The organism is Novosphingobium sp. NBM11 (genome assembly GCF_015390225.1).
GTDB lineage: Bacteria > Pseudomonadota > Alphaproteobacteria > Sphingomonadales > Sphingomonadaceae > Novosphingobium.
In genome coordinates this window covers 752,720-778,918 of record NZ_VUOG01000003.1, presented here as the reverse complement: position 1 = coordinate 778,918, position 26,199 = coordinate 752,720, and the positions used below count along the sequence as shown (strand labels likewise).

The following is a 26,199-nucleotide window of genomic DNA, read 5'->3' as shown; positions in this document are numbered from 1 at the left end:
TCGGTGATGTGATCCGGACGAGCGCCTCTGGCGGTGTTTTTCACCGCGGTGGGATCGATGGGCTTTTCGGGGTTAATGGAGGGGGGCTTGCGGTTCGGCGGCACGGCCGCGCGGGCTATGTAGGAGCAGGCCGAAGGTTGGTGGCGACGGCCTTGAACGTGGCGGCATCGGGGCATGCTGACGCGAAGGCGATGCGGATGCGCGTTGCGGATTCAATGACGCGGGCGGCGACCTTGAGCAACCGGAGGCGGATCGTTGCGAACTCGGCGACGGCAAGCGCGGCAGATTTTGGGATTTCTTGCTGGATCCGCCACAGGAGCCAGTAGGCGGCGGTGTGCAGAATGAGGCGCATCTGGTTGGCATTGGCCGAGCGGCACGAGGTGCGATCGCTGGCGAGCTGGGTCTTGTGCCGCTTGATCAGGTTTTCGGCCTGGCCGCGGGCACAGTAGAGCGTGTCGTAGATGTGCTCGGCCGAGCCTTGGGTCAGCGAAGTGACGACATAGCGGATGTCCATGCCCAGCGTGCTGGCCTCGATCCGGGCGACGACGCGGCGCTGGCCCTTCCAGCTTTTGGCGCCGTAGCGGGTCTCGGCATAGTTTCGCAGGATCACACGCTGCTCCTCGGCCCGCTTGACCGCGCAGGTATCGGCGACGGCGACGATGGCGGGATCGGCCCGCAGCGCAGCGTTGGTTGGCAGGCCGAACACGTAATCGATGCCGTACGCCTCGCAGAACGCCATGACCTCGGGGCGGCCATAGTGCCCGTCACCGCGGATGGTGAGGTGGGTATCGGGCCAGTGCCGGCGGATGTGACGCACCAGACGCCGGATGTGGCCAGCAGCTTCGGCGCCAGATGGCGTCTTGCCGGTGCGAAGCAGCATCGCCACCGGCCGGCCACTGGCGGTGTCGTAGACGTGGATCGGCAGGAAGCAGCGCTCGCCATGGTGCCCGTTCCAGAACGAGAGCTGCTGATAGCCGTGGACGACATCGCAGGTGTCATCGATATCCAACGTCACCGCCGCCGGCGAAGTGGGATAGCTGGCGCAGTAGATATCGATCATGGCGGCCATCAACTTCGCCAGTTCGCGCGTGGTCGGCGCGTTCTCCCAGCGGCTCATCGTGGGTTGGCTCGCAAGCCCGGCACCGGAGCCCGGCAGCTTGCCCAGCGCCAGGCGGAAGCCGGGATCGTCGCGAAGGGCGTCGAGATCGTCGGCATCCTCGTATCCGCAAGCGATCGCGAACACCCGGGCGCGCAGGATGTCGGGCAGCGCATGGATCACCCGGCCAGGGTCACGCGGGTCGGCTATGCAAGCGGCAAGCCGACGGCAGATGCCCATCGCGCGCTCAGCCTGTGCCAGTAGCAGGACGCCGCCGTCCGAGGTCAGCCGACCACCATCAAAGGCGGCTGTGACTTTCCGGCTGCGCACTGCTGGGAATCGGAATGGGTTTGCAGTATCGTCGGTCATGGCGGGGTGGCCTGTGGCATCTTCTGCCCTGCGGCAGGTTCGGCTTAGACACCCAGTTCCTAATTCAGATCAGAGGCTTATGCCACTCCCGCCAACCCTCTCGGCCCAACGCGGTGAATAAGCCGGGATAGAAAGGAATGCCCAGCAGCGTGGACACTGCCGGGATCGCCACATAGGCGCGCAAGTCGCGCGCGCCGTGGCGATCCGCCAGAAAGCCGCCCAGCCAGGTGCCAGCCGCGCCGGTCAGGCCCAGCACGATCCCCAGCGTGACCCCGAGAAAGCCGGTCAGCCCCAGGCCGAAGCCATCGGCCAGCGGGATCAGCTCGGCGGCGTGGTTGCGGAAGAAGAACGGCGCCAGAAATGTCGCCGCACCATAGCCGATAAAGGCCTTGATCGCGCCGGCGAAAGCGATCAGCCAGAACGTCCGCTTCCCCCTGATTTCGGCGATAGCGTCGCGGAAGGGAATGCGCGCCACGGCCGTTGCGATCATGTCGGCGCGCAACCGGCTACGCGGCTCGATCAGCGTAAAGCGCGCCACCAGCGCCATCAGCAGGCCGGGCACGCCCGCCAGCAGGAACGCCGCGCGCCAGCCGTGCGCATCCGCCACCATTCCGCCCAGCGCCATGCCGAACAGACCGCCCAGCGGTGTGCCCAGCGCATAGAAGGCCAGGGCGGACGCGCGCTTTTCGCGCGGGGTGTAATCGGTGATCAGCGAATGGGCCGGCGGGGTGCAGCCCGCCTCCCCCACGCCCACGCCAACCCGGCACAACACGAGCTGGGCGAAGTTCTGCGCAAAGCCGCAGGCCATGGTGAACAGGCTCCACACCCCGGCCGCCGCCGCGATGATCCGAGGGCGATTGCCGGTTTCCGCCAGCCGCGCGATCGGAATACCCAGAACGGTGTAGAACAGGGCGAAGGCCAGCCCGTTCATCACCCCCAGTTGCCAGTCGGCCAGATGGAGATCGTGCTTGATCGGCTCCGCCAGGATCGAAACGATCTGCCGATCAAGGAAGTTGAGGATGTAGATCACCAGCAGAACCCACAGGGCATAGCGCCGATAGCGCTCCGGGACGGGCGACGGGGCCGTGGGCTGTTCAGTCATGGGATCCTCTCGCAACGGGTTGACACGTCGCTCCCTGCCGTTCTTATGACAACGTTATCAGGGAGAGAACACAATGGCGCGCCTGCTGGTCTTGCAGTCTGTCTGGGGTTTGGACAAATGCCCGGGCTTCGACATCGAGAACGACCTCGACACCGCGCTGGAGCGGGTGATCGACGCCGGGTTCGACGGCGTTGGCGTGAATATCGTGCGCGCGGCCCGGACCGCGGGCGTCGTCCGGGCGATGAACCCGCGCGGGCTGGCGTGGGAAGGGCAGGTCCTGGTCCATTCGGCGGATCAGCTCGCCGCCGCCATTGCCGAAGCGCACCGGCTGGGCGCACACCATCTCAACGTGCAGATCGCGGGGCCGGTGGCCCACCTGTCCGATGCGCTCGCGCTGGTCGATAGCCTCGTTCCGCTGGCGCAAAGCGCCCCGCTGCCGGTGTGGTTCGAAACGCACCGGGGCCGGCTGACCAACGACCTGCTGTTCACGCTGCGCCTGCTGGAAGCGCGGCCCGACCTGCCGCTGACGGGCGATCTTTCGCACTATCCCGTGGCGGGCGAAATGGAGCTGCCGCTGCGCGCGGACCAGCTGGCAGCGATCGAGCGCATCCTGCGCAATTGCCGCAACTTCCACGGCCGCATCTCCACAACGCATCAGGTGCAGGTCACCTTCGACGCCCCGCAGCACCATGCCTGGCGCGACCAGCATCGCGCATGGTGGCGCCGGGGCTTCGAGCTGTGGCTGGAACGGGCCGGATCGGATGAGGCGCTCCCTTTCATGTGCGAACTGGGGCCGCCGCCCTACGCGATCACCGCGCCCGACGGGTCGGAGCTTGGCAACCGCTGGGACGAAGCGCAACGGATGAAGGACATGGTGCGCACGCTCTGGCGCGAGGTCAACGGCGCACCCTGATCCGGTAGCGAAGGCCATCCGTCACGCGTCGACGTCGACCGCCGCCCGCCATGCGGCGTAAGCGGCATCGGCCTCATCCCGCGTAACCGCAGGGTGGAATTCACGGCCATACCGCACGACGGCCGACAGGTCGGCCGCGTCGAGCAGCCCCGCCCCCAGCCCGGCCGCCAGCGCTGCCCCATAGGCCGTGCCCTCCGGCACGGCATGGCGGCGCACCGGGCGCTGGAGCGTGTCCGCCTGCAACTGCAGCAAGGTATCGCTGGCGGAAAGCCCGCCATCGGCGGGCAGCGCTTCGGGCACCGGCAGCGCCTTTTCGATCACGTCGACAATATCGCGAAAGCGATGCGCGATTCCGTGCAGCGCGGCGCGCGCGACTTGCGCCGGGCCGCTGCCAAGGTTCAACCCCGCGATCATCCCGCGCGCATCGAAGCGCCCGTGGGGTGCGCCCATGCCCGCCAGCGAAGGCCGCACGATCACGCCGCCGCTATCCGCGACCGAGGCCGCGGCGGCCTCCAGGACGGAGGGGGATGCGAACAGCCCCAGCGCACCGCACATCCATTCCACAAGCGATCCCGCCGTGATGACCATCCCCTCGATGCAGAACAGCCGCTCGCCTCCGGCAAAAGCCAGTGCTTCGGCCGGCATGCTGAAGTGGGGCGCCATCGGTTGATCGCCGGCGTTCGCCATCAGCACGCCGGACGTGCCATAGGTTACCTTCCACGCGCCGCGTTCGAGCGCGCCATGCGCGACCATGCCTGCCTGCTGGTCGGCAATCAGCGCGGTGATCGGCACCACTGCGCCCAGCGCGGCGGGCGCGGTCCACGCGATCGGCCCCCAGCTTTCGACCAGCGCCGGAAACATGCTTTCGGGCAGCCGCTGATACTCCAGCAGGGCCGGGTTCCAGCCCCCGCCGCCGGCGTAGTCAAAATAGCCCGTCATCCAGCCGCAGGAAATGTCGGTCACATGCGCCGCGCCGCCGCTGAGGCAATAAACCAGCCAGCTATCGAGCGTTCCCCACTGGAGATCGGCCGCAGGCTTGCCGGAAAGCGCGATGGCGGCGGGAAGCTTGGCGGAGGGCACCTGCGGCCAGGCGGTGAAGCCGGCCGCGCGCAGATCGCGATAGGCGTCCATGCCGCGCAGGTCGCTCCACACCAGCATCGGCGCGGCCGGCTGGCCGGTGTGCCGGTCCCACACCACCACGCTGGCGCGCTGCGAGGTGACGCCGAGGACCGCGACATCCGCCATCGTGCGGCCCGCCGCCACCAGCGCTCCCGCGATCACGGCGCGGCATATGTCCCACACGCCGGCCGGGTCCTGTTCGACCAGGCCCGGGGCGGGATAGGTGCTGGCGATCGGCCGCTTGTCGACGCCCAGCACTGTGCCGGCCGGATCGACCAGCATGGCGCGGGCGCCGGTGGTGCCCGCGTCGAGCGCCAGCAACAGTTCAGGCATCGGGGATCAGGTTGCCGGGATTCATGATGCCCTGCGGATCGAGCGCCGCCTTGATGCGCCGCAACAGCGCCACGCCTTCATCCCCCAGATCATGGTGCAGGTAGGGCTTGCGCAACCGTCCCGCACCATGATGGTGCGCCACGCCGCCGCCATGCCGTGCCGTCGCTTCCATGATCGCGCGCCAGCCAGCGAAATAGGCAGGCTCCATCTGCGCCGTATCGTCGAAGGTCGCGGCGAAGCTGAAATAGAGGTTGATGCCCGAACGATAGACATGGGAGCTGTGCGCCGACGCGTTCACAACCCCCGGAAGCGCGTTCAGCGCGGCGATCGCATCGTCATAGATCGCGCCGATTTCGCTCCAGCGGCCTGAAATCTCGACCGTGTCGGCGATGTAGCCGCGCTCGAACATCTCGCGCCAGCTCGGCACATGGTTGCGCCGTTCGATCCATTGCCGCGCAGCGGCGGGATCGCCCGCCTCCAGCCCGGACGCGGCCGCGATCTCGTGCATCGCCGCCAGTTCGGCGTCGATCCGCGCCTGCGGGCCTTCGTGCACCATCAGCAGCATGGCCTTGCCGCCGCGTTCGTAGTCGCGGAACAGGCGGCGGACTTCGCGGCCATCGTACTGGCGCATGACGGGCGGACGCCAGTCGGCGCGGATGATCCGGCGCTGCGCCTCGAAACCGGCCTGCATGTCATCGGCATAGAAGATGCTGTAGCCGCGTTGTTCGGGCTTGGCACGCAACGAAAGCGTGACCCCCGTAACCACGCCCATCGTGCCTTCCGCGCCCATCAGCAGGTGCCGGAGATCCGGCCCCGCCGCCGCGCGCACCGCCTTGCCCAGCGTGACCAGCTCGCCCGTGGGCAACACCGCCTCGATCGAATGAATGATGTCCTCGATATTGCCATAGGCGGTCGAGAATTGGCCCGAAGCGCGCGTGGAAACCCAGCCGCCCACGCTGCTGATCGCGATGGACTGCGGCCAATGGCCGATGGTGAGGCCCTGCGCCGCCACGGCCTCCTCGGCCTCCATCCCGTTCAGCCCGGCATCGAAGCTCGCTAGCAGATCGTCGCTGTCGATGAAGCGAACCTTGTTCATCGCGCCCATGTCGAGCAGGATCGCATCCGGCGACGGCTCGATCCCGCCGCAGACGCCGCTGCCCAGGCCATAGGGGATCAGTGGCACGCGGTGTTCGTTCGCCAGGCGCACGACCTTCTGGACGTCCTCGACCGATTGGGGCCGCACGATCCAGCCCGGCGCGGGCACCGCTTCCCCACGCCAGTCGCGCAGATGCTTGACCGCCCACTGATCGTACCGGCGCGCGTTCCGCGCATCGCCATCGCTGGCCACCTTGTCGCCGCCCAGCGCGCTCACCAGCGCTTCTCCGATAGCCTTCATTGCCTGCATTCTCCCTGTACCTTGGCCACGCGATGCGTGTCAGGCTTGTATTTCCATCCCCGGCGTCGCTTCCAGCAGACGCCGGCTGTCCCGTTCGAGCGCGCGGCACCGGGCGACCTGATCCGCATGCTCCTGCGCGCTCCACCCCAACAGCAACCCCATCGCGGCCGCCGCCGGCTCCAGCGCATCCAGCCCCGCGCCGTGATCGAACCACGCGCGCGCGCTGCGGCGCACCCAGTAGTCCTCCAGCGTCGCCGCGCCTTCGTGCGTGACCGCGCGGCGGGCTTCGGCCGCGACATCGCCGCCATCGGCGACGATTTCCGGCGCCTCGCTGCCGTAAAGTCCCGCCAGCCGCTCGGCGGCGACCGGGGCGATGCCCGCCAGATCGGGAGCCGCCTCCCCACCGGGCAACGGCACATCCGCCGTCGCGCAGGCGCGGGCAGCGGCGCCGGTACGTTCGACCACCAGATCGACCACCCGCTCGGCCATCGCGCGATAGGCGCTGAGCTTGCCGCCCGCGATCGAGACCAGCCCGCCGGGCGACGTCCAGATTTCGTCCTTGCGCGAAACCTCGTTGGCCTTCTTGCCGGGCTGCGCGATCAGGGGCCGCACGCCGGACCACAACGCCTCGATCTCGCCATCCCTGATAGGCGCGATGTCGAGCGCCTTCTCCGTCGCGCGCAGCAGATAGTCGATGTCGGACCGTTCGGGCGCAGGCCAGTAATCCGATCCCGTGTGGAACACATCGGTCGTGCCAAGGTACGTGAACGCGCCACGCGGCACGGCGAAGATGCTCCGCTTGTCCGGCGCGCGCAGGATCAGCGTGGCGTTGACAGGGACGCGCGCGCGGGGCAGCACCAGATGGATGCCGCGGCTGAGCGAAAGGCGCGTATCGCCCTCCCCCGCTTCCAGCGCCCGCACGCGATCGACCCACGCGCCCGCCGCGTTGACGACCAGCTTCGCGCGGACCCGTGCCCCCAGCGCCTCGCCCTCCAGCGTGGAGCGCGCCACGAGGCCGTTACCGGTCAGTTCCGCCGCCGCCGCATAGTTGAGGACCACCGCGCCCGCCGCCTGCGCGGCGCGGATATTGGCCAGCACCAGCCGCGCGTCGTCGGTCAGGAACTCGGGATAGAGGATAGCGCCATTGAGGCCATCGGTGCGCATCAGCGGTTCGCGCCGGCGCAATTCCGCGAGGCCGATCGCCTCGTGCCGTTCGGCTTCGGGTACGCCGCCCAGCTTTTCGAACGTCCACAGCCCGGCGCGCAGCTTGGCCGCCATCGCCATCGACACGGTGGGGATCAGGAACGGCGTCAGCCGCGCGAGATGCGGCGCGATGCGGCGCAGGATCTGCCGCTCCGAAGCCGCCTCCTTGACCAGCGCCACATCGCCCTGCGCCAGATAGCGCAGCCCGCCATGAATCATCTTGGAACTGCGGCTGCTGGTGCCGCTGGCGTAATCGCGCGCTTCCACCAGCGCCACCGAAAGGCCCCGCATCGCGGCATCGCGGGCAATGCCGGCGCCGGTGATCCCGCCACCGATCACCGCAAGATCGAACACGCCGGCTTCCAGCCGCGCGAAAGTGGCGCGCCGGGTCCGCGAGTCAAGGAAAGTGCCGTTCATGCGCTGTACGCTACGCGAATGTCCGATGGCTTGGTAATGCAAAACAGGAATGATATGGTGACTGTTGATGAACCTGCGCCGGCTCCGCCATTTCGAAACGCTCTACCGCATCGGCAATTTCGCGCGGGCGGCGGACGAGCTTGGCCTCACCCAGTCCGCCCTGACGCGGTCGATCCAGAAGCTGGAAGGCGAACTGGATGCCCCGTTGTTCGACCGCTCGACGCACTATGTCCGGCCGACCGGCGCCGCCGAACGCCTGATCCGTTCCGCGCGCGACGTGATCGCCGCCGCCGCCAATCTCGAACAGGAAGCGCGCGGCCTGAAGCAACCGACCACCGGCACCGTCCGCATCGGCGCCGGCCCCTATCCCCTACAACCCCTGCTGACTGACGCCATCATCCGTTTCGCGCGCGATCACCCGGCGGTGCGGATAACCGTGACCGGCGGGCCGTCGGAGCAACTGCTGGAAACGCTGGTGGACCGGCGCCTCGATCTGGTGGTGTGCGATCGCGCCAAGTTCGCGACATCAGGCCATGCCGACGAGGTGCTATGCATTCCCCTGCCGTCCGAGCCGCTGGTGGTGGTCTGCCGCGCGGATCATCCCCTGCTGGCCGCCGAAGGACGCCCCGACACGGCGGCCTGGCGCTGGGCCTTGCCCCGCCCGGCACCGGGCAGCAACTTTCCGCGTGCCCTGCGCGCGCGCTTCGCCGCCGGCCTGTTCCCCGATTACGAGCTGGATTCCACCGCCGCCTGCCTCGACATGGCGCGCAGCGGCCTGGCCATCACCGTCGTGCCGCGATCGCTGGCGGCGCGCGCCTGCGCCGACGGCACGCTCGCCACGCTACCGCTGCCGGAGGGCGAACAGACGCGCGATGCCATCCACCTTCTACGTAACCGCAGCCGCAGCGCGCTGGTATCGGCCTTCGTGACCATCCTGCGGGGTACGGCCTAGGTCAGCCCCCGGCTGACGAGGCATTCCTGCACCGCGCGCTCCGCCTCGTCGATCGCGACATTGGTGAACGCCGCCGCGCCCGCATCGGCGTTGGCAATGGCGATGCGCCCAAGCGGGCGGCGACCGATCACATGCGGGCGCTGCGCATCGGGCATGTCCGGATCGCCCAGCGTGTCATACGTATAGGCATAGCCATGCGGCCAGCGGTTGACCGTGATCGCCAGGATATCGCGCCGCGCGTCGAACCCGCCCGCGCCAAGCATCCGCTGGAGTTGGGCGCGGATTTCGCGCTCGATCGTTTCGAACGGCGTCGCCAGCATGTCGGCGCGACCGGCGCGATTCTGGTCCTTGCGCGAAAGGCCGGGCTGGTTGGGATTGCGCACCATGTGCACCACCACCGGTTCGGCCGGGTCCATCGCGCTGGCATAGCCGCCGATCGCCATCGCCGTGTCGAGCGAGGCCGAGGTGTGATAGCCATTGGGCGCGCTGATCGAGCGCACGCCCAGCGCCTTCCACGCCTTCCAGTCGCGCAGCAGGACATTGGTGTACTGCATCGGCACCTTGGACGGATAGCGCAGCGCAGCTTTCTGCTCCTACGGCAGTTCGGGCACGATATGGGGGATGATGTTGTTGAAGCAGGCCAGGATTACGTTCGCGCCGGTGACCGAACGGGGCTTGCCGTCCCGCATGTAGACGACCCGTACCGCCTTCTCGGTCAGCACGATGGGCGCGCCGAGATGCTCGACGCGGATCGCCGTGCTGCTCAACCGCACGCGCGTCGCGTTGTCAGGCCGGTCGAGCGCCGCATAGTCGGCCGGCGCGCGTACGATCGTCTCCTGATCGAGCGCGGCGGGGCCGAACACGCCGGGCACCAGACGGTTGACCAGCAGGCGCGCGATCGAGGCGTTGCCATCGGGAAAGTGGAAATGCTCCGCCTCCGCCTCGATCGGATGCGGTAGCGCCATCCCCGCGAAGCCGGGCGACCGGCCACCGCGCGCGGCGGTATAGGCGGGGCAGGTATCGACGCGCATGTTGTTGCGAAACGCCATACCCGCAAACCAGGGCAGACTTTCGGGCCGCAGCCGCGCGTGCTTCAGCAGGAAATCGGCATAGCTCATGCGCTGGAGCGCGGCGACTTTCGCCTCGGGCGCGAGGGCCGGCAGGTAATCGACCTTGTCGGTATAGAGCCGCGTCAGGTCCGCGCGCACCGCCGGGGTCAGCGGCGCGGCGGCGAAGAACTCCGCCCACGGGCGGCGGTTCATGCCTGCAACGGTGCGATCCGCGCCGAAGTGCTCCTTATCGAAGAACGCCCCCTGCCCCAGCCCGGCATAGACCTGCGCCGAGCGGTCGTAGCGCGCATACGTCGATGGCACCACGCCAAGGTCCGCCAGCAGCGCCTTGGACGAATGGCTGTAGGGGAACGGCGTCTCGATGCTCATCGTGCCGCCGTAAGCCAGGATCGTGCGCCCCTCGTGGCGGAACTCGTTGCGCTTGGCATGGCCGCCGAAGTCGTCGTGGTTGTCCAGCACCAGTACGCGCACGTCCGGCCCCAGCGCCTTGCGATAGAACCACGCGGCGGAAAGGCCCGATATGCCGCCGCCGACCACCACCAGGTCGTAATGCTCGCCGGTATCGTCCGCCGCGACGGGGCCGGTGAAACCGCCGTCGCGCGCCAGGTGTGCTACCTCGAACGAGCCCGGATACTGTCCGCGCAGGCCGGTGCGCAAAGGCGGATAGGATGCCGCGTCCGGCGCGAGGCCAACCTGTCCGGAGGCGGCGGCCGGCATCGCGCCCACCGCCGTCGCCACGGCCATTCCCTGCATGAAATCCCGGCGCGCGATGGGTAGATCCATCCCCAGCCGCCGCGCTTCGCCGTCGCCCATCGCCATACCCCCCGCACGCTCTGCGGGGATCAAGCCTGCTTAATCCGCTTCGGGCAAGTTCTTATCGGGCGATCGGGTTTGGCGCGGCTATCCCAGCCGCTCGAACACCCGTTTCAGCACATCGTTGAGATGGGCTTCGTCCTCGGCGGGGATGTCGTGAAACACGGTCTGGTAGATCGCGTTGGCCACGGTCCAGGCCCGATCGCACGCTTCCTGCCCCGCCGGCGTCAGCGACACGTCGGTATAGCGCGCGTCCGATGCGCGCGGGGCGCATTGCACCAAGCCATCCGCTTCCATGCGCTGGATCAGCTTGAGCATCGTCGGCAGCTTGACGATGGCGAGGTCGGCGATCTCGCTCACGCCAAGCTGGCGGTTGCCGACCGACATCAGCACGCGCCAGCGCGCGACATCCAGCCCCTCACGCTTCAGGTGCTGTTCCAGCTTGCGCAGGTAGCGGCCCACCGCCTGCGTCATCCAGAAGAACGGCCAGCCGCGCGGATCGAAGTGCGCGGGGCGCGAAGCAGGCGAACTCTCGGTCATGTCCGCGCGTTTGCCGCCCGGCGCGCCGGATTGCAACGACCGCCTCAATAGAGGTTGTAGATGCCGGGATCGACGGCAAGGATCGGGGCTATCCGTTCCATCGGAATGCGCGAATCATAGGTGTCCGACGCGAAGCGGAAGGTGACCTCTCCGTCAGCACCGAAATCGAACGCGGCCGGATCGACCGCCAGCGCCGGCGCCAGATCGTCCATCGTCACGCGAACCTGCGAGCCGATCCGCGTCAGATCGTACAACTCGCGGGCAAAGGCATAGGGCATACGGATGCACCCATGGCTGGCGGGGTGGCCGGGATTGTGTCCGGCATGCAGCGCGATGCCGGTCCAGGTCAGCCGCTGCATGAACGGCATGGGCGCGTTGCTGTAGAGGTTGGAGCGGTGCCATTTCTGCTTCTGCAGAATCGCGTAAACTCCTTCCGGCGTGCTGTGCCCCTTCCTGCCCGTCGATACGGACGCCATGCCGATCAACCGGTCGCCCGCATAGACCGCCAGCGTCTGCCGCCGCAGACCGACGACGATGCGAACCGGATCGCTCCACGGCCCTTCGTCCAGCCAATAGGAGCCGGGCGCGGGCGGCGGCGCGGTAACCACGATAGCGCTGGATGACGAGGGCGGCGGCGGGGAGGATGGCTGTGCGGACTGCGGCGCGGTCTGGGCAATACAAGGCGCCGCGCAGGCGAGCGCGATCAGCCCCAGCGCCGCAACAGATCGGAAGCCCGTCATGACCATGGGATTCGTGTTAACCATGCCGGTGACCGGAGTCACCAGCAGGTTGTCATTGCCACCGCCGCGGAATGAAATTCCCCGGCGACGCGATCCTCACCGCATGTAAAGGCCCCCGTTGATGTCGATGGTCGCGCCGGTGATGAAGGTGGCATCGCGCGCGCAAAGCCGGACCGCCATCGAGGCAATGAAGGCGGGATCGCCGATCTGGCCGACGGGCACGTTGGTCAGGAACTGCGCCATGCGGTCCGCCGGCACCGTGCGATGCACCATCGGCGTATCGAGCGGCCCCGGCGCGATCGCGTTGACCGTGATCCCGAACGGCGCCAGATCGCGCGCGAAGACCTTGGTCATCGTGATGATGCCGCCTTTCGACACCGCGTAATGCGCGCCCGTCGCCGTGCCCCCGTTCTGCCCGGCCAGCGAGGCCAGATTGACGATCCGGCCATAGCCCGCCGCCTTGAACGCGCGCGCGAAGACCTGGCTGCCGACGAACGTGCCGCGCAGGTTGACCGCGAGCACGGCGTCGAACTCGTCGGGCGTGATATCCAGCACCGGGCGCGCGGCAGTGAGCGCGGCGTTGTTCACCAGCGCTTCCACGCTGCCCCAGCGCGCGACGAGCAGGCCATGCGCCGCCTCGAACGCGGCCTGATCACGCACGTCCAGCGCGATGCCCGTCGCGGTCTCGCCGCTGGCGTCGAGATCGCGCGCCAGCGCCACCGCGCCGTCCGCGTCTATATCGCCTATCCCCACATTGAAGCCGGCGGCGTGGAAGGCCCGGGCGATCGCCGCGCCAAGGCCGCTCGCCCCCCCGGTGACCAGTACGGTATCGCGCTTCACAGCAGGTATCCTATGCCGAACAGATCCTCGTCGGAATTGAGCAGCAGGATGGTCTTGCCCGCCATCCTGAGCCCCGCATCGGTACGGACGAGCCGGTAGGTCACGTCCGCTGCCAGCGTGCGGGTGCGGCCATACTTGTATTCGACAAGAATCTGCGCGCAACGCACCGTCAGCGCGCCGGGCGCGCTGTCCTCCACCACGAATCGCGAGGCGGCGCGCACCGTCCGCGCCGGCGGGGCCGACGACATCGAGAAGCCCGAAAGCAGGCGCTTGACCCGCGCTTCGCGCATCGTCGCGTCGTCATAGGCGATGTTCAGCGCATCGGCCGGGTCGCTGGCCTCGCGGTCGATCGGGATCACATAGTGCCCGCCCGCCCACAGCGGCAGCCATTCCCTGTAGGCCAGCCGGTCAAGCAGTTCGCCTTCCGCCCAGATGAAGACGGCGGCCTCGTCCAGGCCGATCGCGGCTGTGATCGTTGCCGGAGCGCTCATGCTTCCATCATCCTCTTCCACATGCGGTAAGCCGCGCGCATTCCCGTTTCGGAGGACACGTCGCCCGCGTTATGGCCCGGCTCGGCCACGCCATCGGGCGCGGCGACGCCGCGATTGACCATGATCCACACATCCTGCCCGGCCTGCGCGCCACGCTGGACGCGCTCCCAGCCTTCGGCGTCGTCGGGCGTGCCGAAACCCATCGGCCCCTGGAAGTGCTCGTGCAGCCGCAGGCGCATCCGGTTCGCCGGCGCGGGGCCGCCGTCCATGCCGATGGCGATGTGCTGGATCTCGGTCTCGTCCACGCTGACAGGCCGCAGCACGCGGAAGAACGCCATCGAACAGGCAATGTTGGGAAACATGTTGAGGTTGAACCCGGTGCCGCCCACGGCGCGCACGACCTTGCGTACCAGCGCCTCGTCATGCCCCTCGGCGCGCAGTTCATCGGCCAGCGCGGCGAAGCGTTCGGGTATCGGCGCGTCGAGGTTGTCCTCGAGATCGATGAGATCGGGGATCATGACCATGACCGAGTGGCCATTGCCCAGGTCCTCGACCCAGCCGCCCTGCCCCAGCACGTCGAACACGTCCTCGGTCTCCTCGTCCAGGCTGTCGAGGAAGGTCTTGTGGACGATCGGGAAGTGATAGGCGTCCGTCGTGTTCTCGAGCTGGATCTTCCAGTTGCCGGGGAAGCGGAACTTGTGTTCGCCCAGCGCCTTCACGCCGAAGCCCGCGCCCTGCTTCATGAACAGGTCGATCCACTTGCGCGCCGGGCCAAGCCATTCCTCCAGCGGCATGATGTCGTCGCGGAAGGTCGCGTAGATCATGCCGTTGTAGCTTTCGGTGCGCAGCGACAGCAGCGGAAACTCGTCCTTGTCGAAATCGGCGGGATAGCCCTTGGCGTGCGGCACCATGCGCAACGCGCCGTCGGGGGCATAGCTCCAGCCGTGGTATGGGCAGACGAAGACCGAGGCCTTGCCTTTCTTCTTCTCGCACACGCTGGCCGCGCGATGGCGGCAGCGGTTGAGCAGCACGTGGACTTCGCCCGCCTTGTCGCGCGTGACGATCACCGGCTCCAGCCCGACATGCGCGGTCTTGAACGTATTTGGGCCGGGCAGTTCGCTGGCGTGTGCCACCCAGACCCAGCTGTTCTTGAAAATCCGGTCCATCTCCGCGTCGAACAGCGCGGGATCGGTATAGAGGCTGGTGTGCACGCGGTCTTCGCGCACCAATGTGTTCGCTGGATCAGTCATGCAGACCTCCTTGCGGGCTGGAACAAAGGATCGATCGAAAGGTCACGCCGGGATCACCAGCTCGCGCCCGATCCGCGCTTCGACGCGCATGTAGCGCCACAGGCGATGTTCCCCGACCTCGATCGTGCGGAACAGGTTGCAGGCGGCAACGACCGTATCGCGATCGGGCACTTCGGCGAGGATATAGAACGTCCACGGCCAGCCGTTGGGTGATGTGCCGACCATGGTCTGATCGTCGTCGATCGTGCCGAGCACGGTCACACCCGGCAAATCACGGATGCCCTTCAGCATCTCGCCGGTCGCCTGCCAGACCTTGCCGATCTCGGCGGCGGGAAGGTCGAAGAAGTTCTGGAGCACGGCGCCGCAGAACAGAACGCGAAGCGGAGGCTTGGTATCGGTCATTTCGGGGATCCTTGCTGAAGGTCTGGAGTGCGGGTGCTCATGGGAAGCCGGCGGGGGCGTCGAGGCCCAGCAGCACGCGGCCGGCGTTCTGCCAGGTGCCGTCCGAGAGGAACGCGTGCTGGGGCACGACCATCGCGTCCTGCAGGTGGCGGGCGATCGGGTGGTTCGTGGCGATGCCGGTAGTGCCGCTCAGGCGATAGACCGCCTGCGCCACGTCGGCGCCCACCCGCGCCGCCTGCGTCGAGGCAAGGCGGAGCAGGGCGCGTGTTTCGATGCTGAGATCGTCGCCGGCGACCAGCGTATCGTAGGCTTCCTCGGTGATCTCGTAGAAGAACGCCCGCGCGGAGCGCAGCGCGGCTTCGGCCTTGGCCACGTCGGTCTGCAGATAGGCCCGGTCCGCCAGCGTGGGCGCGCCGGTGATCGAGGTGCGCCCGCCCGCCATCTCGATCAGGCAATCGAGCGCGCCCCGCGCGGTGCCGAGCGCGACCACGGACAGCACCTGCGCCGCCAGCGGCATCGAGGGATAGCGGTAGAGCGGCGTATCGAGGCTCGAAGCCCCGCCGCGCACGAACGTCCATTCCTCCGGCACGACCACCTTGTCGACCACCATGTCATGGCTGCCGGTGCCCTTGAGGCCGTTGACGTCCCAGTTGCGCTCGATCGTGACCTTGCCCGCCGGCATCACCGCGATCAGTGGAAGCCCCGCATAAGGGCCGCTGTTCGCGCCGTTTTCGACCTTGATGCCCACGCCGATCAGGTCCGCCCCGGTCGAGCCGCTGCCCCATGACCAGCGGCCCGAGACTTCCAGCCCGCCAGCGACCGGCACCGCGCGCTGCGGCGGATAGATGCCGCCGGCGAAGATCACGTCCGGCCCGTTGGCGTACATCTTTTCGAGCGTCGGCAGCGGCAGCGCGGACAGATAGACCGCCGAAAAGCCGAAGCTCGCGACCCAGCCCGACGAGCCATCGACCTGGCTGATCGTTTCGATCAGGCGCAGGAAGCTGGCCGGCGACATCTCGTCCCCGCCAAAGCGCTTTGCCACCATGGCGCGATAGATGCCGGCCTCGCGCATCAGGCGGACCACGTCCGCGCTGACCTGCTGGCTTTCGGAAAACGTCTCGCGCTGTTCGCGCACCGCGAGCAAGAGGCGGTCCAGCGCGTTTACGTCCTTGCGGACATCGAGTGCCACGTTCATCAGGCCTGCTCCTCTCGTTGCAGATAGGTTGGAATATCCAGCGACGGCGCCAGCGCGCGCGCCACGGCACACAGCGCGGCGTCGCCACCGATGCGGCCAACCAGCTGGATACCGATCGGAAGTCCGGTAGGCGTCGCCACGGGGATCGACAGCGCGGGATGGCCGGACAGGTTGAACTGCCGCACCAGCGCGGTCAGCTTGAGCATCGCGGCCGCGTCGGCGGCGTCCTCCAGCGTGGGCACGAACACCGGCATGGTCGGTAGCACCAGCGCGTCGACGCCTTCCAGCGCGGCATCGACTTCGGCCCGGAACCGCGCGCGCACGTCCTCCGCCTTCGCCAGATCGTCAGCCGTCACCTTGCTGGCGTTGAGCAGGCGCTGGCGCACGTCCTCACCCATGTCTGGCGATGCCGTAAGCGAACCGAACGCCGCCCAGGTCTCCGCGCCGATGATGGCGATATTGGCGGCAAACGCCGCGTCCATGCCCGGCAGCATTCTTTCCGTGAGATGTGCGGCGGAGCCAGCGAGCGCCGCATCGAACGCCTGCGCGACCGCCGGGTCAGTGGCGCAGGCCACACGCCCGAGCCGAATGGTCACGGGCTTTTCCGCGATCTCGAACGTGGGATCGATGATCGCCATCGCCCGCTCCAGCATCGCCACGCTGCCGGCAAACGGCCCGACGCAATCGAGCGAGGAGACCGCCGGGTGCGCGCCCTGCCGGCTGACCCGGCCGAATGTGGGCTTGAGGCCGAACACGCCGCAGCAGGCGGCCGGTGTGCGGATCGATCCGCCGGTGTCGGTGCCCAGCGCGAAATCGCACAGCCCGGCCGCGACCGCCGCCGCCGAACCGCTGGAGGAACCGCCAGGGACGTGGCCGGGATACAAGGGATTGACGGGCGTCCCGGTCCAGCCGTTTACGCCGGTCACGCCATAGGCCAGCTCGTGCATGTTGGCCTTGCCGATGATCCGGCAACCGGCATCGAGCACGGCCTGCACCACATCAGCATGGCGCGCGGCCGGGGGCGCATCCGCCAGCGCGGCGCTGCCGCCCCGCGTGGGATAGCCCGCGATGTCGAGCGAATCCTTGACCGCGACCCGCAGTCCGTCGCCGCCAAGCGACATCGCCTGAATGATGATGGCGTCCGCCATGTCCGTCGGTTTCTCCCCGTTATGACGAAGAGCTTACCCTAGATACTTGAATATTCAAGTATCTTAATATGCATTAGATTCAGTGCTATAGTGAAAAGGGTGCGATCCGCACGAATCATCGTTTCGATGTGTCGGTATCTTCCCGCGCGACCGGCGGATGAGACGCGCCAGGACGGACGAACGCCTCGCGGGCAGACCTAAACGCCCGCCCGGAAACGCCGCCCGACGCTCGCGAAGTCAGACGCGCGAACCGTCCGCATCCATTGGGCCAAGCGGACGGAGCGTGGCAGTTCCAGACCAAGGTCGACCAGCAGTTCGTCGACATGGTGGATCGAGAACGGCACGATATTGGTGCCCTTGCAATGGCGGCCGCCGGTGCGCGCGTCCATCCACGCCAGCCGCCGGTCGATATCGGCAACCTGCGCCGGTTCATCGGGCAAGGTGAGCCGGCCGGTCAGCAGCGCGGCGATCCAGATCGCGCCCATTTCGGCGTTGAGCTGGCAGAAGAACGACGAATTGTAGCCGTTGAACAGCAGGCGCGGCACGCCCAGCGGCACCATCGAGCGGTACAGACGGAAATTGCCCTGACGGTCGGTCACCCTGGCGCGCGTCGCATCGGGCAGGAAATCGACGCGCTGATGCCAGCCCGTGCCGCAGATCACCAGATCGGCGGGCAGGTCGCGGCCGTTAGACAGCGTCGCGCGGCCGGGCGCCAAAAGGACGATCTCGGCATCGCGCTCGAACCCGAGCTGGCCGCTGGCCACCTTGTCGTAGAAGCCGTCGCTGACGAGGCTGACCGTGCTGCGCGCGATGGTTTCCAGCGGCGTTCCGGGGTCCAGCCCGATCCGCTTGAGGCCAAGCTGGCGGCCGATCACGCCCTGCACCGTGGCCAGCAAGGCATTGCGGATGAATTTTCCGAACCCGAGCAGGCCGGAGCCGTGCAGGAACGCCTCGAACCCCTTGAGCTCCATCCACGGAAAGAGCCCCTCGCCCAGCCGGTTTAGGAACAGGTGCTTGAAATTGAGGACATTGCCGATGCGCTTCGGTATCTTCCAGATCAGATGGCGCACCACCATCGTGGTGCTGGCGCTGCGCGCGGCGATGGCGTTGGCGACATCGCACGAAGACTTGCCGTAGCCCACCACCAGAACATGGCGACCGCTGGCTTGGGCGGGATCGGTGAACTGGCTGGTATGCAGCACCCGGCCCCCCGCCGCCTCGAACGCGTCCGTACCCGGAAACGGCGGCACTGCGGGGATCGAAAAGATCCCGTTGCACAGGATCAGCCAGTCGAACGACTGTTCCGTCTCGCCGCCGGGGCCGGCAAGCTTCAGGGTCCAGCCCGGCGCATCCGCGCGTTCGCGCGTCGCCAGGACAGTGTGCGAAAAGCGGATGCGGGGCGTTACTCCGAAATGATCGGCATAGCTCGCCAGATAGGCCTGCATCTGCGCGCCCGACGGCCATTCCGGATAGTCATCAGGCATCGGCCAGTCGGAAAAGGCGTAAGTCTCGCGCGGGTTCTGCGTGGTCAGGCCCGGATAACGGCGCGAGGATGACCATACCCCGCCGAGATCCGGCTCCTTTTCGAACACCGTCACCTCGAACCCGAGCGCGGCCAGCGTCTTGGCGGTGCACAGCCCGGCAATGCCCGCACCCACGATCGCGATTGTTCCTGCCATCCTGTCTATCCCCTATGCGACAGGACATCGGGTAGGGTTTCGCGGCGCGGGCGGCCTATGCGCCCAGTGCGTGGATTGTGCGCGGGCGGCAGCATTTGCACGGCACGCCCGCGCCGCCTGCGGCAAACGCATGCAAAGTCGCACTGGACGCACATTGCCTGCAGCCGCTGAATATTCCCCCGTGCCAACCCGTGACGAGATGCACCCCACTCCGTCGACCGAACGGATCAAGCGATCTTCCGTGATCCCTGGGGGGAAATATGACTGCTCTGTTCAATGGCCCGCGCCTTGCGGGATTGCTCGTATCCCTTTCCACATCCGTTGCCCTGCCCGGCATCGCCATGGCGCAGGCGGCCGCACCTGCCACCGAAAGCGCGTCCGCGGCCGATCCGCTGGCCGGCGACATCGTGGTCACGGCCCGCAAGCGCGAGGAAAGCGCGCAATCCGTCCCGCTGGCCATCTCCGCCTTCTCGGGCGCGGCGATCGAGGCGCGCGGCGTGCAGAAGATCGATGGCCTTGCCAGCTTCACCCCGAACATGACCTTGCAGAACAACCCCAGCTTCGGCGGTGCGGGATCGTCGGCGGCGATCTACATTCGCGGGATCGGGCAGAAGGAATTCCTGCCCACCACCGAACCCGGCGTGGGCGTCTATGTTGATGGCGTCTATGTCGCCCGTTCGGTCGGCGCACTGCTCGATCTGGTCGACGTCGAACGTGTCGAGATCCTGCGCGGGCCGCAAGGCACGCTGTTCGGCCGCAATACTATCGGCGGCGCGATCAGCATCACCACGAAAAAGCCGGATGAAACGCCATCGGGCAACCTGCAGGTCACGACCGGCCGCTTCAGCCGCATCGACGTGAAGGCGAGCACCAACATCCCGCTTTCGGACACGCTGTTCTCCAAGGTCACCGTCGCCACCTTCAACCGCGATGGCTACGTCAGGCACCTCGTCGATGGCCGCGAGTTGGGCGATGTCGGCACGCTGACCGGCCGGTTCGACCTGCGCTGGAAGCCAAGCAGCACGTTCGAGGTCAATCTTGCGGTGGAAGGAACGCGCGATCGCACCAACGGCCCGGCTTTCGTGCTCTCGGGCGTCACGTACAAGTCCGCCATCTTCAACCCGCAGAACCTGCCGATGCTGCCACCCGGCAGCCCGGCCACGGCGGGCGCCTATGTGCTGAATCCTCCGTTCGATGCGCCCACCGACAACTTTACGCTGCTGCACAACTATTTCGCCACGCTGCTGGGCGGGCAGCCGTGCTTCGCGTTCGCGCCCTACAGCCCACAAGGCAATGCCGCGGCCTGCTTCAGCGATCGCTTCATCGTGGGCGACAGTGCCGATGCCGGCACCGGCCCGCAATATGCGAGGAACGACCTGTGGGGAGCGCAGGCCGTGATCGACTGGGATCTCGGCCCGGTGCAGTTGAAGTCGATCACCGCCTATCGCCATGTCAGCGGCGACTATGCCCGCGACGGCGATCATTCGCCGTTCACGATCCTGCACCTGGCGGACATCCTCAAACAGCACCAGTTCAGCCAGGAACTGCAGGTGCTCGGCAATACCGCCGACGACAAGCTGAAATACGTGGTCGGACTCTATTACTTCAACGAGAACGGCAACAATATCAACAATCTGGACTTCACGCCGGTGACCTTCCGGTCAGGCGGCAAGTTCGCCACGAAAAGCTATGCCGCATTCGGCCAGGCGACCTGGACCCCGATCCCGCTCATTGATCTGACGTTCGGTTTGCGCTACACCAAGGACCAGAAGTCGTTCCTTCCCGATCAGGAAATCCTGGTGGACAAGACTGGCGGCGCGCTGATCGCGGCCAGCCCGAACACCCCGCAGACGCGCGTGCTGCCCTATGTCACCGCCTATCGCAACGAGGATGCGGTAACGCCCAGCGCCAATATCGCGTTCCATGTGGCCGACAACGTGCTGGCCTATGCCTCGTTCTCGAAGGGGTTCAAGAGCGGCGGCTTCGTGCAGCGCGTGTTCCCGCCGCAGGCGAACATTCCCCAGTTCGGCGCAGAAAAGGCCACAGCCTATGAAATCGGCTTCAAGTCGAAGCTGTTCAACCGCCGCCTGACGCTGAACGGCGCCCTGTTCCTGACCAAATACGATGAACTGCAGGTGCAGGTCTTCACCGGCATCGCTCCGGTCACCAAGAACGCGGCTTCGGCCGAAATCAAGGGGCTGGAACTGGAGGGCCGCCTCGACGCTGGGGCCGGCTGGTTCCTGGAAGGCAGCCTTGGCTATCTCCACCCCCGTTTCACCGCGATCGATCCCGCCGCCGCCGAAATCACGCTGGCGTCGAAGTTCGAACGCGTTTCCAACTGGAGCTTGAGCGGCGCTGTCTCCAAGAGCGTGGAACTCGCAAACGGCGGCAACGTCCGTGCGCGGATCGACTGGTCGTACCGTTCGGGCGCCTACATGGACGCGCTCAATTCGCCCGAACTCTACCAACCGGGCTACAGCCTGTTCAACGCCAACGTGACCTACACTTTCCCCGGCGAAAAGGTTTCGGTCTTCGCCGGCGTGACCAACCTGACCGACAAGCAGTACCTTCAGACGGGGGTCTATGGCGCATCGTTCGGGCTCTACGAAAAGCTTTACGCACGGCCGCGCGAATGGTCGGCCGGCCTCAAGTGGTCGTTCTGACCATGGCGCGGTACGAAGAACTGGCGGGCCGTACCGCCATCATCGCCGGGGGCGCCACCCTGATCGGGGTGGCGGTCGCCCGCGCCTTCCTCGCGCAAGGTGTGCGGGTGGTCATCGCGGATATAGACCGCACAGGCGGCGAGCGCGCCGAAGCCGATCTCGGCTCCGAATCCCTGTTCGTCGAAACCGACGTCACGTCCGACGCGGCGATCGCAGCCTGCATCGCCAGCACGATCGCGCGGTTCGGGCGGCTGGACTTCCTCGTCAACGTGACGACCTCCTACCTCGACGACGGACTGGCGACGGAGCGCGAGACCTGGCTCAAGGCGCTCGACATCGGCCTGGTCGGTGGCGCGATGTTCGCGCAACTGGCGCAGGAACACCTTGCCGCCCATGCCGGCGCGATCGTCAACTTTTCCAGCGTCAGCGGCCATCGCGCGCAAAAGGGGCGCTTCGTCTATCCGGCGATCAAGGCCGCCGTGGCGCAGCTTACGCGCAGCCAGGCGCTGGAATTCGCGCGCCGTGGCGTGCGCGTCAACGCGGTGACGCCGGCGTGGACGTGGTCCAACGCCATCCTTGCCATGAGCGCGGACGATCGGGCGAAAGCCGATGCGGTGGGTGGGGTGTTCCACATGCCCGGCCGGATCGCCGACGCGGCGGAAGTGGCGGACGTGGTGATCTTTCTCTGCTCGGACGCGGCGCGCTTCATGAACGGCGCGGAAGTGGCCGTGGATGGCGGCTATCTGGCGCTGGGGCCGGAACAGCGCGAGGATCCGATCGACCGGTTGATGACCGCATAATCCCCGATCCGCGCCACACCTGTCGCATCGGTGACATGCCAGCGCGGAAAGCAGCCTTCGGGCGCAGGATTCAGGGGTTCGCGCCTCGTCCCTGCCCATTGACTCTCCACGGTGCCCGTATGATCCTGACTGTCAAAACAGGGAGCAAAATCACGGGGGGAACAGTGGGCAGCGGTTCCATTTCAGGCCTTGCCGGCCAGATTGCCATGATGACAGGCGGCAATGCCTGCGAGACATTGCCGGGCTTTGCCGTCTTTTCGTCCAACAGCCTCAGCGAAGTGCGCGAGCACATCGCGCGGACCTATTGCCCGCACCACCTCTCGGTGGCGCGGCGCGGCGAGCGGCTCGACGCCTGGCTCAACCACAAGCGCCTCAACGACATCGGCATCGGGGCGATGACCTATGGCGCGGAAGTCTCGATCGAAGGGATCGAGGACGAGGACATGCTGCTGCTGATGCAGCCGCTCGCGGGGATGGCCGAGATCGGTACACGCCAGGGAACCGTCCTGAGCACTCCGGCGATCGCTTCGGTGGTGAACACGCGCGATCTCAAACGGATGCACTGGTCCGCCGACTGCACGCAGCGCGTGGTCCAGATCAGCAACCGGGCGCTCGACCATCACGCCACGATGATGATCGGCCGTCCGCTCAGCCGCGAACTCGAATTCGCGCAGGAGATGCCGGTCAGTGCCGAGAACGCGCACTGGTGGCACTATGCCTCATTGCTCAGCATGGAACTTTCCGCCGCATCGGGAAGCGAAAGCCGCGCGGTGCTGGGAAGCCTTGAAACGCTGCTGATCCTGAAACTGCTGGAAAGCCACCCCAACAACTATTCGGAGCATCTGCGCCCGCAGCCGTGCAAGATCGCCCCGCACCACGTCCGCCGCGTGGGCAGTTCATCATCACCCATGCCGCCGAACCGGTGACGCTGGACCAGTTGGTCGATGTGAGCGGTGTCAGCGCCCGTGCGCTGTTCGATGGCTTCCGCCGCTTTCGCGGCACCTCGCCGATGGCTTTCCTCAAGGCCGTGCGGCTGGAACGTGCACGGGACGATCTGCGCCAGGCAGAGCCGGGCACATCGGTTACGTCGGTCGCCTGCAAATGGGGCTTTTACCAGTTCGGCCGCTTTTCCGCGCAGTATCGCAAGATGTTCGGCGAGCTGCCTTCGGAAACGCTGCGCAACCTCAACTGAGGAAATCGAGCAGCGCGGCGTTGAACGCCGCGGGTTGTTCGATATTCGACAGATGCGCGGCGTCGAGCGTGACCAGTTGCGATCCCGCAATCCGGGCGGCAAGGACTTCGGCGTCGGCCGACGGCGTGGCCGGATCGCGGGCGCCGGCGATCAGCTGCGTGGGCAGGTCGATCAGGCCGATGATCGGGCGCATGTCCATGTCGCGGATCGCGGCGCAGCACCCGGCATAGCCCGCAGGCGATGTCGCCAGCAGTCCTTCGCGCACCGGCGCGATGCCGCCGAGCGCGGCGGCGCGGAATTCGGGCGTGAACCAGCGTTCGAGAATGGCCGAGGTCATCCCCGCCATGCCGTTCTCCAGTACGCTGGCAATGCGCGACTGCCATCCCGAAGGCGGCCCCATGTAGGCGGCGGTGTTGGCCAGCACGAGCCGGTCGAACCGGTCGGGCGCATGAACGCCGAGCCACTGGCCGGTCATCCCGCCGAGCGACAGTCCGCAGAAATGCGCGCGTGCGATGCCAAGCGCATCCATCAGATCGAGAACGTCGCGGCCCAGTCGGTCCAGCCCGTAGGCGCCGGCCGGAACGTCGGAGCGGCCATGGCCGCGCGTGTCATAGCGCAGCACCCGGAAGCGGGCGGCCAGCGCCGCCACCTGCGCCGACCACATGTCCATCGCGGTGCCGAGCGAGTTGGACAGGACGACGACCGGCGCATCTCCCGCTCCGTCCTCCGGACCGTCCATGCGCCACGCGATCGCGCAGCCATCGCCTACCGTCGCCATTCCCGTTTCGATCATGCCGCTCGTCTCCGTCCTTGCCAAAGGCGCAGGGACCACGCGCCGTCCCCACGGCGCATGGTCCCGGCAATGCGATCGTTGCGCGGGATCAGGCCGCTACCGCCGGCGCGCGATGGCGAGCCATGAGTTCGGTTTCGGCGGTATCGACGGCCGGGTGCAGCACGAAGTCGAAAGCGATTTCACTGAACGGGCCGTTGAGGTTCTCGGCATGGATCGCTTCCGGTTCCTCGCGGCGCACGATCTCGGGGATGAGATCATCGTGCGTGGCGAAGGCGAAATCGTCGTGCAGATAGGGATCGCCGTTGATGTTGATCTGCGTGGTCAGATGGCGATGGCCCGGCGCGGACACGAAGAAATGGATATGCGCCGGACGGTTGCCATGGCGACCGATCGCCGACAGGAGGCGGTCCGTGCCGCCCTGCGGCGGAACCGAATAGCCCGATGGCACGATGCTGCGGAACTTGTAGCTGCCATCGGCGCCGGTCTCGATGCGGCGGCGGTTGTTGTAGGCCGTCTGCGAGGGATCGAACACCGAATAGCCGCCCTTGGTATTGGCATGCCAGACATCGACGATCGCGCCGGCCACAGGCTTGCCATCAAGGTCGAAGACGCGCCCGTGCATGATCAGCGTCTCGCCCGTGTCGGTGCCATCGTCCAGCCGCGCAAAGCTCTTGGCCAGCGGCGCGCCGGGAACGTAGAGCGGGCCTTCGATCGTGCGCGGGGTGCCGCCCGCGATGCCGGCGGCCTTGTCGGCGCGGTCCATCCGGATGTCGAGGAAGTGATCGAAGCCGAGACCCGGCGCGATCAGCCCGAATTCCGGCGCGGCTTCCTGCAGGAAGTGCAGCGCGTGCCAGAATTCCTCGGCCGTCACATCGAAATCATCGATGGTGGTGAACAGGTCGGACACGATGCGCCGCACGATCGCCTTGGTGCGCGCGTCACCGCCAGCCTGGTCCACGCCGGCAATGCGGGCGAGATAGCTCTGCACGCCGGATTCCTGCACGAGTTGTGATGCCATGAAACCTCTCCTTGAGCTTGCGCGACCTCAGCGGTCGTCGCTGTGGATTGACGAAGGGTGGCGGCACAGCGCCGTCACCGTGATGTCCATGAAAGGGAACAGCGGCAGGCCAGTGAGGATGGCGTGAAGCTCCTCGTTGCTCGCCACGTCGAAGATGCTGGTGTTGGCATAGGCGCCGACGTGCCGCCACAGATGTCGCCATGTGCCGGCCCGCTGCAGGTCTTCGGCCCGCGCCTTTTCCTCGGCCTTGAGCCGGTCGAACTCGGCCGGATCGAGATGCGCCGGCACCTTGACGAGCATTTCCACCTGAAAGAGCATGATTACCTCGCGACCTGGTTGAGCATGACGACGGTGCGCTCCGGCGCATCGCGGCGGAAGTGGCGGACCTTGTCCTCGTCAAGCTCGATCCCGAGCCCCGGACCCTTCGGCACCGTCAGCGCGAAGTCCGCGTATTCGAGCGGCGTGGCGAGAATTTCCTCGGTCTGGAGCAGCGGCCCGAACAGTTCGGTGCCCCAGGCCAGCGTGGCGAACGTCGAACACAGGTGCGCCGCCGCCGCCGTACCCACGCTGCCTTCCAGCATGGTGCCGCCATAGAGGCCGATATGCGCCGCCTCCGCGATCGCCGCGACCTTCCCGCCGCGATCAACCCGCCGGCCTGCGCCGCC

The 26,199-nt window shown here is 67.1% G+C and carries 25 protein-coding genes and 1 pseudogene; 6 read left to right on the top strand and 20 right to left on the bottom strand.

All coding sequences use genetic code 11. The annotated features are described in order from the left end of the window. Positions 1–115 precede the first annotated feature (115 nt). Together F1640_RS23635 and F1640_RS23630 are read right to left on the bottom strand one after the other, a co-directional pair. On the bottom strand, positions 116–1,465 hold the full coding sequence (locus tag F1640_RS23635; RefSeq protein WP_194917264.1) for an IS1380 family transposase: 1,350 nt from the start codon (positions 1,463–1,465) through the stop codon (positions 116–118). Positions 1,466–1,529: 64 nt separating this feature from the next. Beyond that, positions 1,530–2,567, bottom strand: a complete 1,038-nt coding sequence (locus F1640_RS23630) for an MFS transporter (protein ID WP_194921962.1) — start codon at positions 2,565–2,567, stop codon at positions 1,530–1,532. A gap of 73 nt (positions 2,568–2,640) precedes the next feature. Here F1640_RS23630 and F1640_RS23625 point away from each other — a divergent pair, with 73 nt between their 5' ends. Beyond that, the gene (locus F1640_RS23625; protein ID WP_124808576.1) at positions 2,641–3,480 is read left to right on the top strand and encodes a sugar phosphate isomerase/epimerase; all 840 of its coding nucleotides are present in this window, start codon (positions 2,641–2,643) and stop codon (positions 3,478–3,480) included. Positions 3,481–3,501: 21 nt separating this feature from the next. Here the strand turns inward: F1640_RS23625 and F1640_RS23620 are convergent, their stop codons facing one another. Genes F1640_RS23620 through F1640_RS23610 form a run of 3 tightly spaced genes read right to left on the bottom strand, consistent with a single transcriptional unit; the run spans position 3,502 to position 7,948 of the window. After that, positions 3,502–4,932: an FGGY family carbohydrate kinase gene (locus F1640_RS23620; RefSeq protein ID WP_124808575.1), complete on the bottom strand. Its 1,431-nt coding sequence runs from the start codon at positions 4,930–4,932 to the stop codon at positions 3,502–3,504. Next, positions 4,925–6,328: an FAD-binding oxidoreductase gene (locus tag F1640_RS23615; protein WP_190287175.1), complete on the bottom strand. Its 1,404-nt coding sequence runs from the start codon at positions 6,326–6,328 to the stop codon at positions 4,925–4,927. Before F1640_RS23615 ends, F1640_RS23620 begins: the two co-directional genes overlap by 8 nt. A 39-nt stretch (positions 6,329–6,367) precedes the next feature. Then, positions 6,368–7,948 (bottom strand): glycerol-3-phosphate dehydrogenase/oxidase, encoded by a 1,581-nt coding sequence (locus tag F1640_RS23610; protein WP_124808573.1) that lies wholly within the window; start codon positions 7,946–7,948, stop codon positions 6,368–6,370. 67 nt (positions 7,949–8,015) lie between these two features. Between F1640_RS23610 and F1640_RS23605 the strand changes: the two genes are divergently transcribed. Beyond that, positions 8,016–8,900: a LysR family transcriptional regulator gene (locus F1640_RS23605; protein WP_124808572.1), complete on the top strand. Its 885-nt coding sequence runs from the start codon at positions 8,016–8,018 to the stop codon at positions 8,898–8,900. On the opposite strand, the gene F1640_RS25630 is transcribed toward F1640_RS23605, so the two are convergent. The 11 genes from F1640_RS25630 to F1640_RS23555 all read right to left on the bottom strand — a co-directional run bounded on the left by F1640_RS25630 (position 8,897) and on the right by F1640_RS23555 (position 19,068). Further along, complete coding sequence (locus tag F1640_RS25630; RefSeq protein ID WP_255530698.1) at positions 8,897–9,454, bottom strand: hypothetical protein; 558 nt, start codon at positions 9,452–9,454, stop codon at positions 8,897–8,899. The two genes, F1640_RS23605 and F1640_RS25630, sit on opposite strands and share 4 nt — an antisense overlap. A 39-nt stretch (positions 9,455–9,493) precedes the next feature. Continuing rightward, on the bottom strand, positions 9,494–10,783 hold the full coding sequence (locus F1640_RS23600; RefSeq protein WP_255530697.1) for an FAD/NAD(P)-binding protein: 1,290 nt from the start codon (positions 10,781–10,783) through the stop codon (positions 9,494–9,496). 87 nt (positions 10,784–10,870) lie between these two features. Further along, the gene (locus F1640_RS23595; RefSeq protein ID WP_124808571.1) at positions 10,871–11,323 is read right to left on the bottom strand and encodes a MarR family winged helix-turn-helix transcriptional regulator; all 453 of its coding nucleotides are present in this window, start codon (positions 11,321–11,323) and stop codon (positions 10,871–10,873) included. A 44-nt stretch (positions 11,324–11,367) separates the two neighbouring features. Then, positions 11,368–12,063, bottom strand: coding sequence for a L,D-transpeptidase family protein (locus F1640_RS23590; protein ID WP_124808570.1), 696 nt, complete (start codon positions 12,061–12,063; stop codon positions 11,368–11,370). 96 nt (positions 12,064–12,159) lie between these two features. Continuing rightward, positions 12,160–12,903, bottom strand: a complete 744-nt coding sequence (locus F1640_RS23585) for an SDR family NAD(P)-dependent oxidoreductase (RefSeq protein ID WP_223806519.1) — start codon at positions 12,901–12,903, stop codon at positions 12,160–12,162. Next, positions 12,900–13,394: an aromatic-ring-hydroxylating dioxygenase subunit beta gene (locus tag F1640_RS23580; protein WP_124808569.1), complete on the bottom strand. Its 495-nt coding sequence runs from the start codon at positions 13,392–13,394 to the stop codon at positions 12,900–12,902. Before F1640_RS23580 ends, F1640_RS23585 begins: the two co-directional genes overlap by 4 nt. Beyond that, complete coding sequence (locus F1640_RS23575; protein ID WP_124808568.1) at positions 13,391–14,644, bottom strand: Rieske 2Fe-2S domain-containing protein; 1,254 nt, start codon at positions 14,642–14,644, stop codon at positions 13,391–13,393. The genes F1640_RS23580 and F1640_RS23575 overlap by 4 nt, the downstream gene beginning before the upstream one ends. A 42-nt stretch (positions 14,645–14,686) precedes the next feature. Beyond that, positions 14,687–15,046 (bottom strand): hypothetical protein, encoded by a 360-nt coding sequence (locus F1640_RS23570; RefSeq protein ID WP_124808567.1) that lies wholly within the window; start codon positions 15,044–15,046, stop codon positions 14,687–14,689. 37 nt (positions 15,047–15,083) lie between these two features. Further along, on the bottom strand, positions 15,084–16,241 hold the full coding sequence (locus F1640_RS23565) for an acyl-CoA dehydrogenase family protein (protein ID WP_124808566.1): 1,158 nt from the start codon (positions 16,239–16,241) through the stop codon (positions 15,084–15,086). Further along, a complete protein-coding gene (locus F1640_RS23560) occupies positions 16,241–17,389 on the bottom strand; it encodes an amidase (protein ID WP_124808565.1) in 1,149 nt (382 codons plus the stop codon). The genes F1640_RS23565 and F1640_RS23560 overlap by 1 nt, the downstream gene beginning before the upstream one ends. A 197-nt stretch (positions 17,390–17,586) precedes the next feature. Beyond that, entirely contained in the window at positions 17,587–19,068 is a 1,482-nt protein-coding gene (locus tag F1640_RS23555) for an NAD(P)/FAD-dependent oxidoreductase (RefSeq protein WP_124808564.1), read from the bottom strand. Between the two features lie 260 nt (positions 19,069–19,328). Here F1640_RS23555 and F1640_RS23550 point away from each other — a divergent pair, with 260 nt between their 5' ends. The 4 genes from F1640_RS23550 (at position 19,329) to F1640_RS25625 (ending at position 23,723) form a co-directional block, all read left to right on the top strand. Beyond that, positions 19,329–21,731 carry a TonB-dependent receptor gene (locus F1640_RS23550; protein ID WP_124808563.1) on the top strand — a complete coding sequence of 801 codons (2,403 nt, stop codon included), beginning with the start codon at positions 19,329–19,331 and terminating at the stop codon, positions 21,729–21,731. Beyond that, entirely contained in the window at positions 21,719–22,531 is an 813-nt protein-coding gene (locus F1640_RS23545) for an SDR family oxidoreductase (RefSeq protein WP_206694941.1), read from the top strand. The genes F1640_RS23550 and F1640_RS23545 overlap by 13 nt, the downstream gene beginning before the upstream one ends. A 164-nt stretch (positions 22,532–22,695) precedes the next feature. Next, positions 22,696–23,457 carry a hypothetical protein gene (locus F1640_RS23540; protein ID WP_309229355.1) on the top strand — a complete coding sequence of 254 codons (762 nt, stop codon included), beginning with the start codon at positions 22,696–22,698 and terminating at the stop codon, positions 23,455–23,457. Continuing rightward, complete coding sequence (locus F1640_RS25625) at positions 23,388–23,723, top strand: helix-turn-helix domain-containing protein (RefSeq protein WP_309229354.1); 336 nt, start codon at positions 23,388–23,390, stop codon at positions 23,721–23,723. The genes F1640_RS23540 and F1640_RS25625 overlap by 70 nt, the downstream gene beginning before the upstream one ends. Here F1640_RS25625 and pcaD read toward each other — a convergent pair. From pcaD to F1640_RS25930, 4 genes and pseudogenes are all read right to left on the bottom strand, one after another. Continuing rightward, complete coding sequence (gene pcaD, locus F1640_RS23535) at positions 23,716–24,501, bottom strand: 3-oxoadipate enol-lactonase (RefSeq protein ID WP_370449672.1); 786 nt, start codon at positions 24,499–24,501, stop codon at positions 23,716–23,718. The two genes, F1640_RS25625 and pcaD, sit on opposite strands and share 8 nt — an antisense overlap. Positions 24,502–24,604: 103 nt before the next feature. Continuing rightward, positions 24,605–25,534, bottom strand: coding sequence for a catechol 1,2-dioxygenase (catA, locus tag F1640_RS23530; protein WP_124808561.1), 930 nt, complete (start codon positions 25,532–25,534; stop codon positions 24,605–24,607). 27 nt (positions 25,535–25,561) lie between these two features. Then, complete coding sequence (gene catC, locus F1640_RS23525) at positions 25,562–25,852, bottom strand: muconolactone Delta-isomerase (RefSeq protein ID WP_124808560.1); 291 nt, start codon at positions 25,850–25,852, stop codon at positions 25,562–25,564. 128 nt (positions 25,853–25,980) lie between these two features. Further along, positions 25,981–26,115: pseudogene (locus F1640_RS25930) on the bottom strand (muconate cycloisomerase); the annotation flags it as partial. Positions 26,116–26,199: the final 84 nt, after the last annotated feature.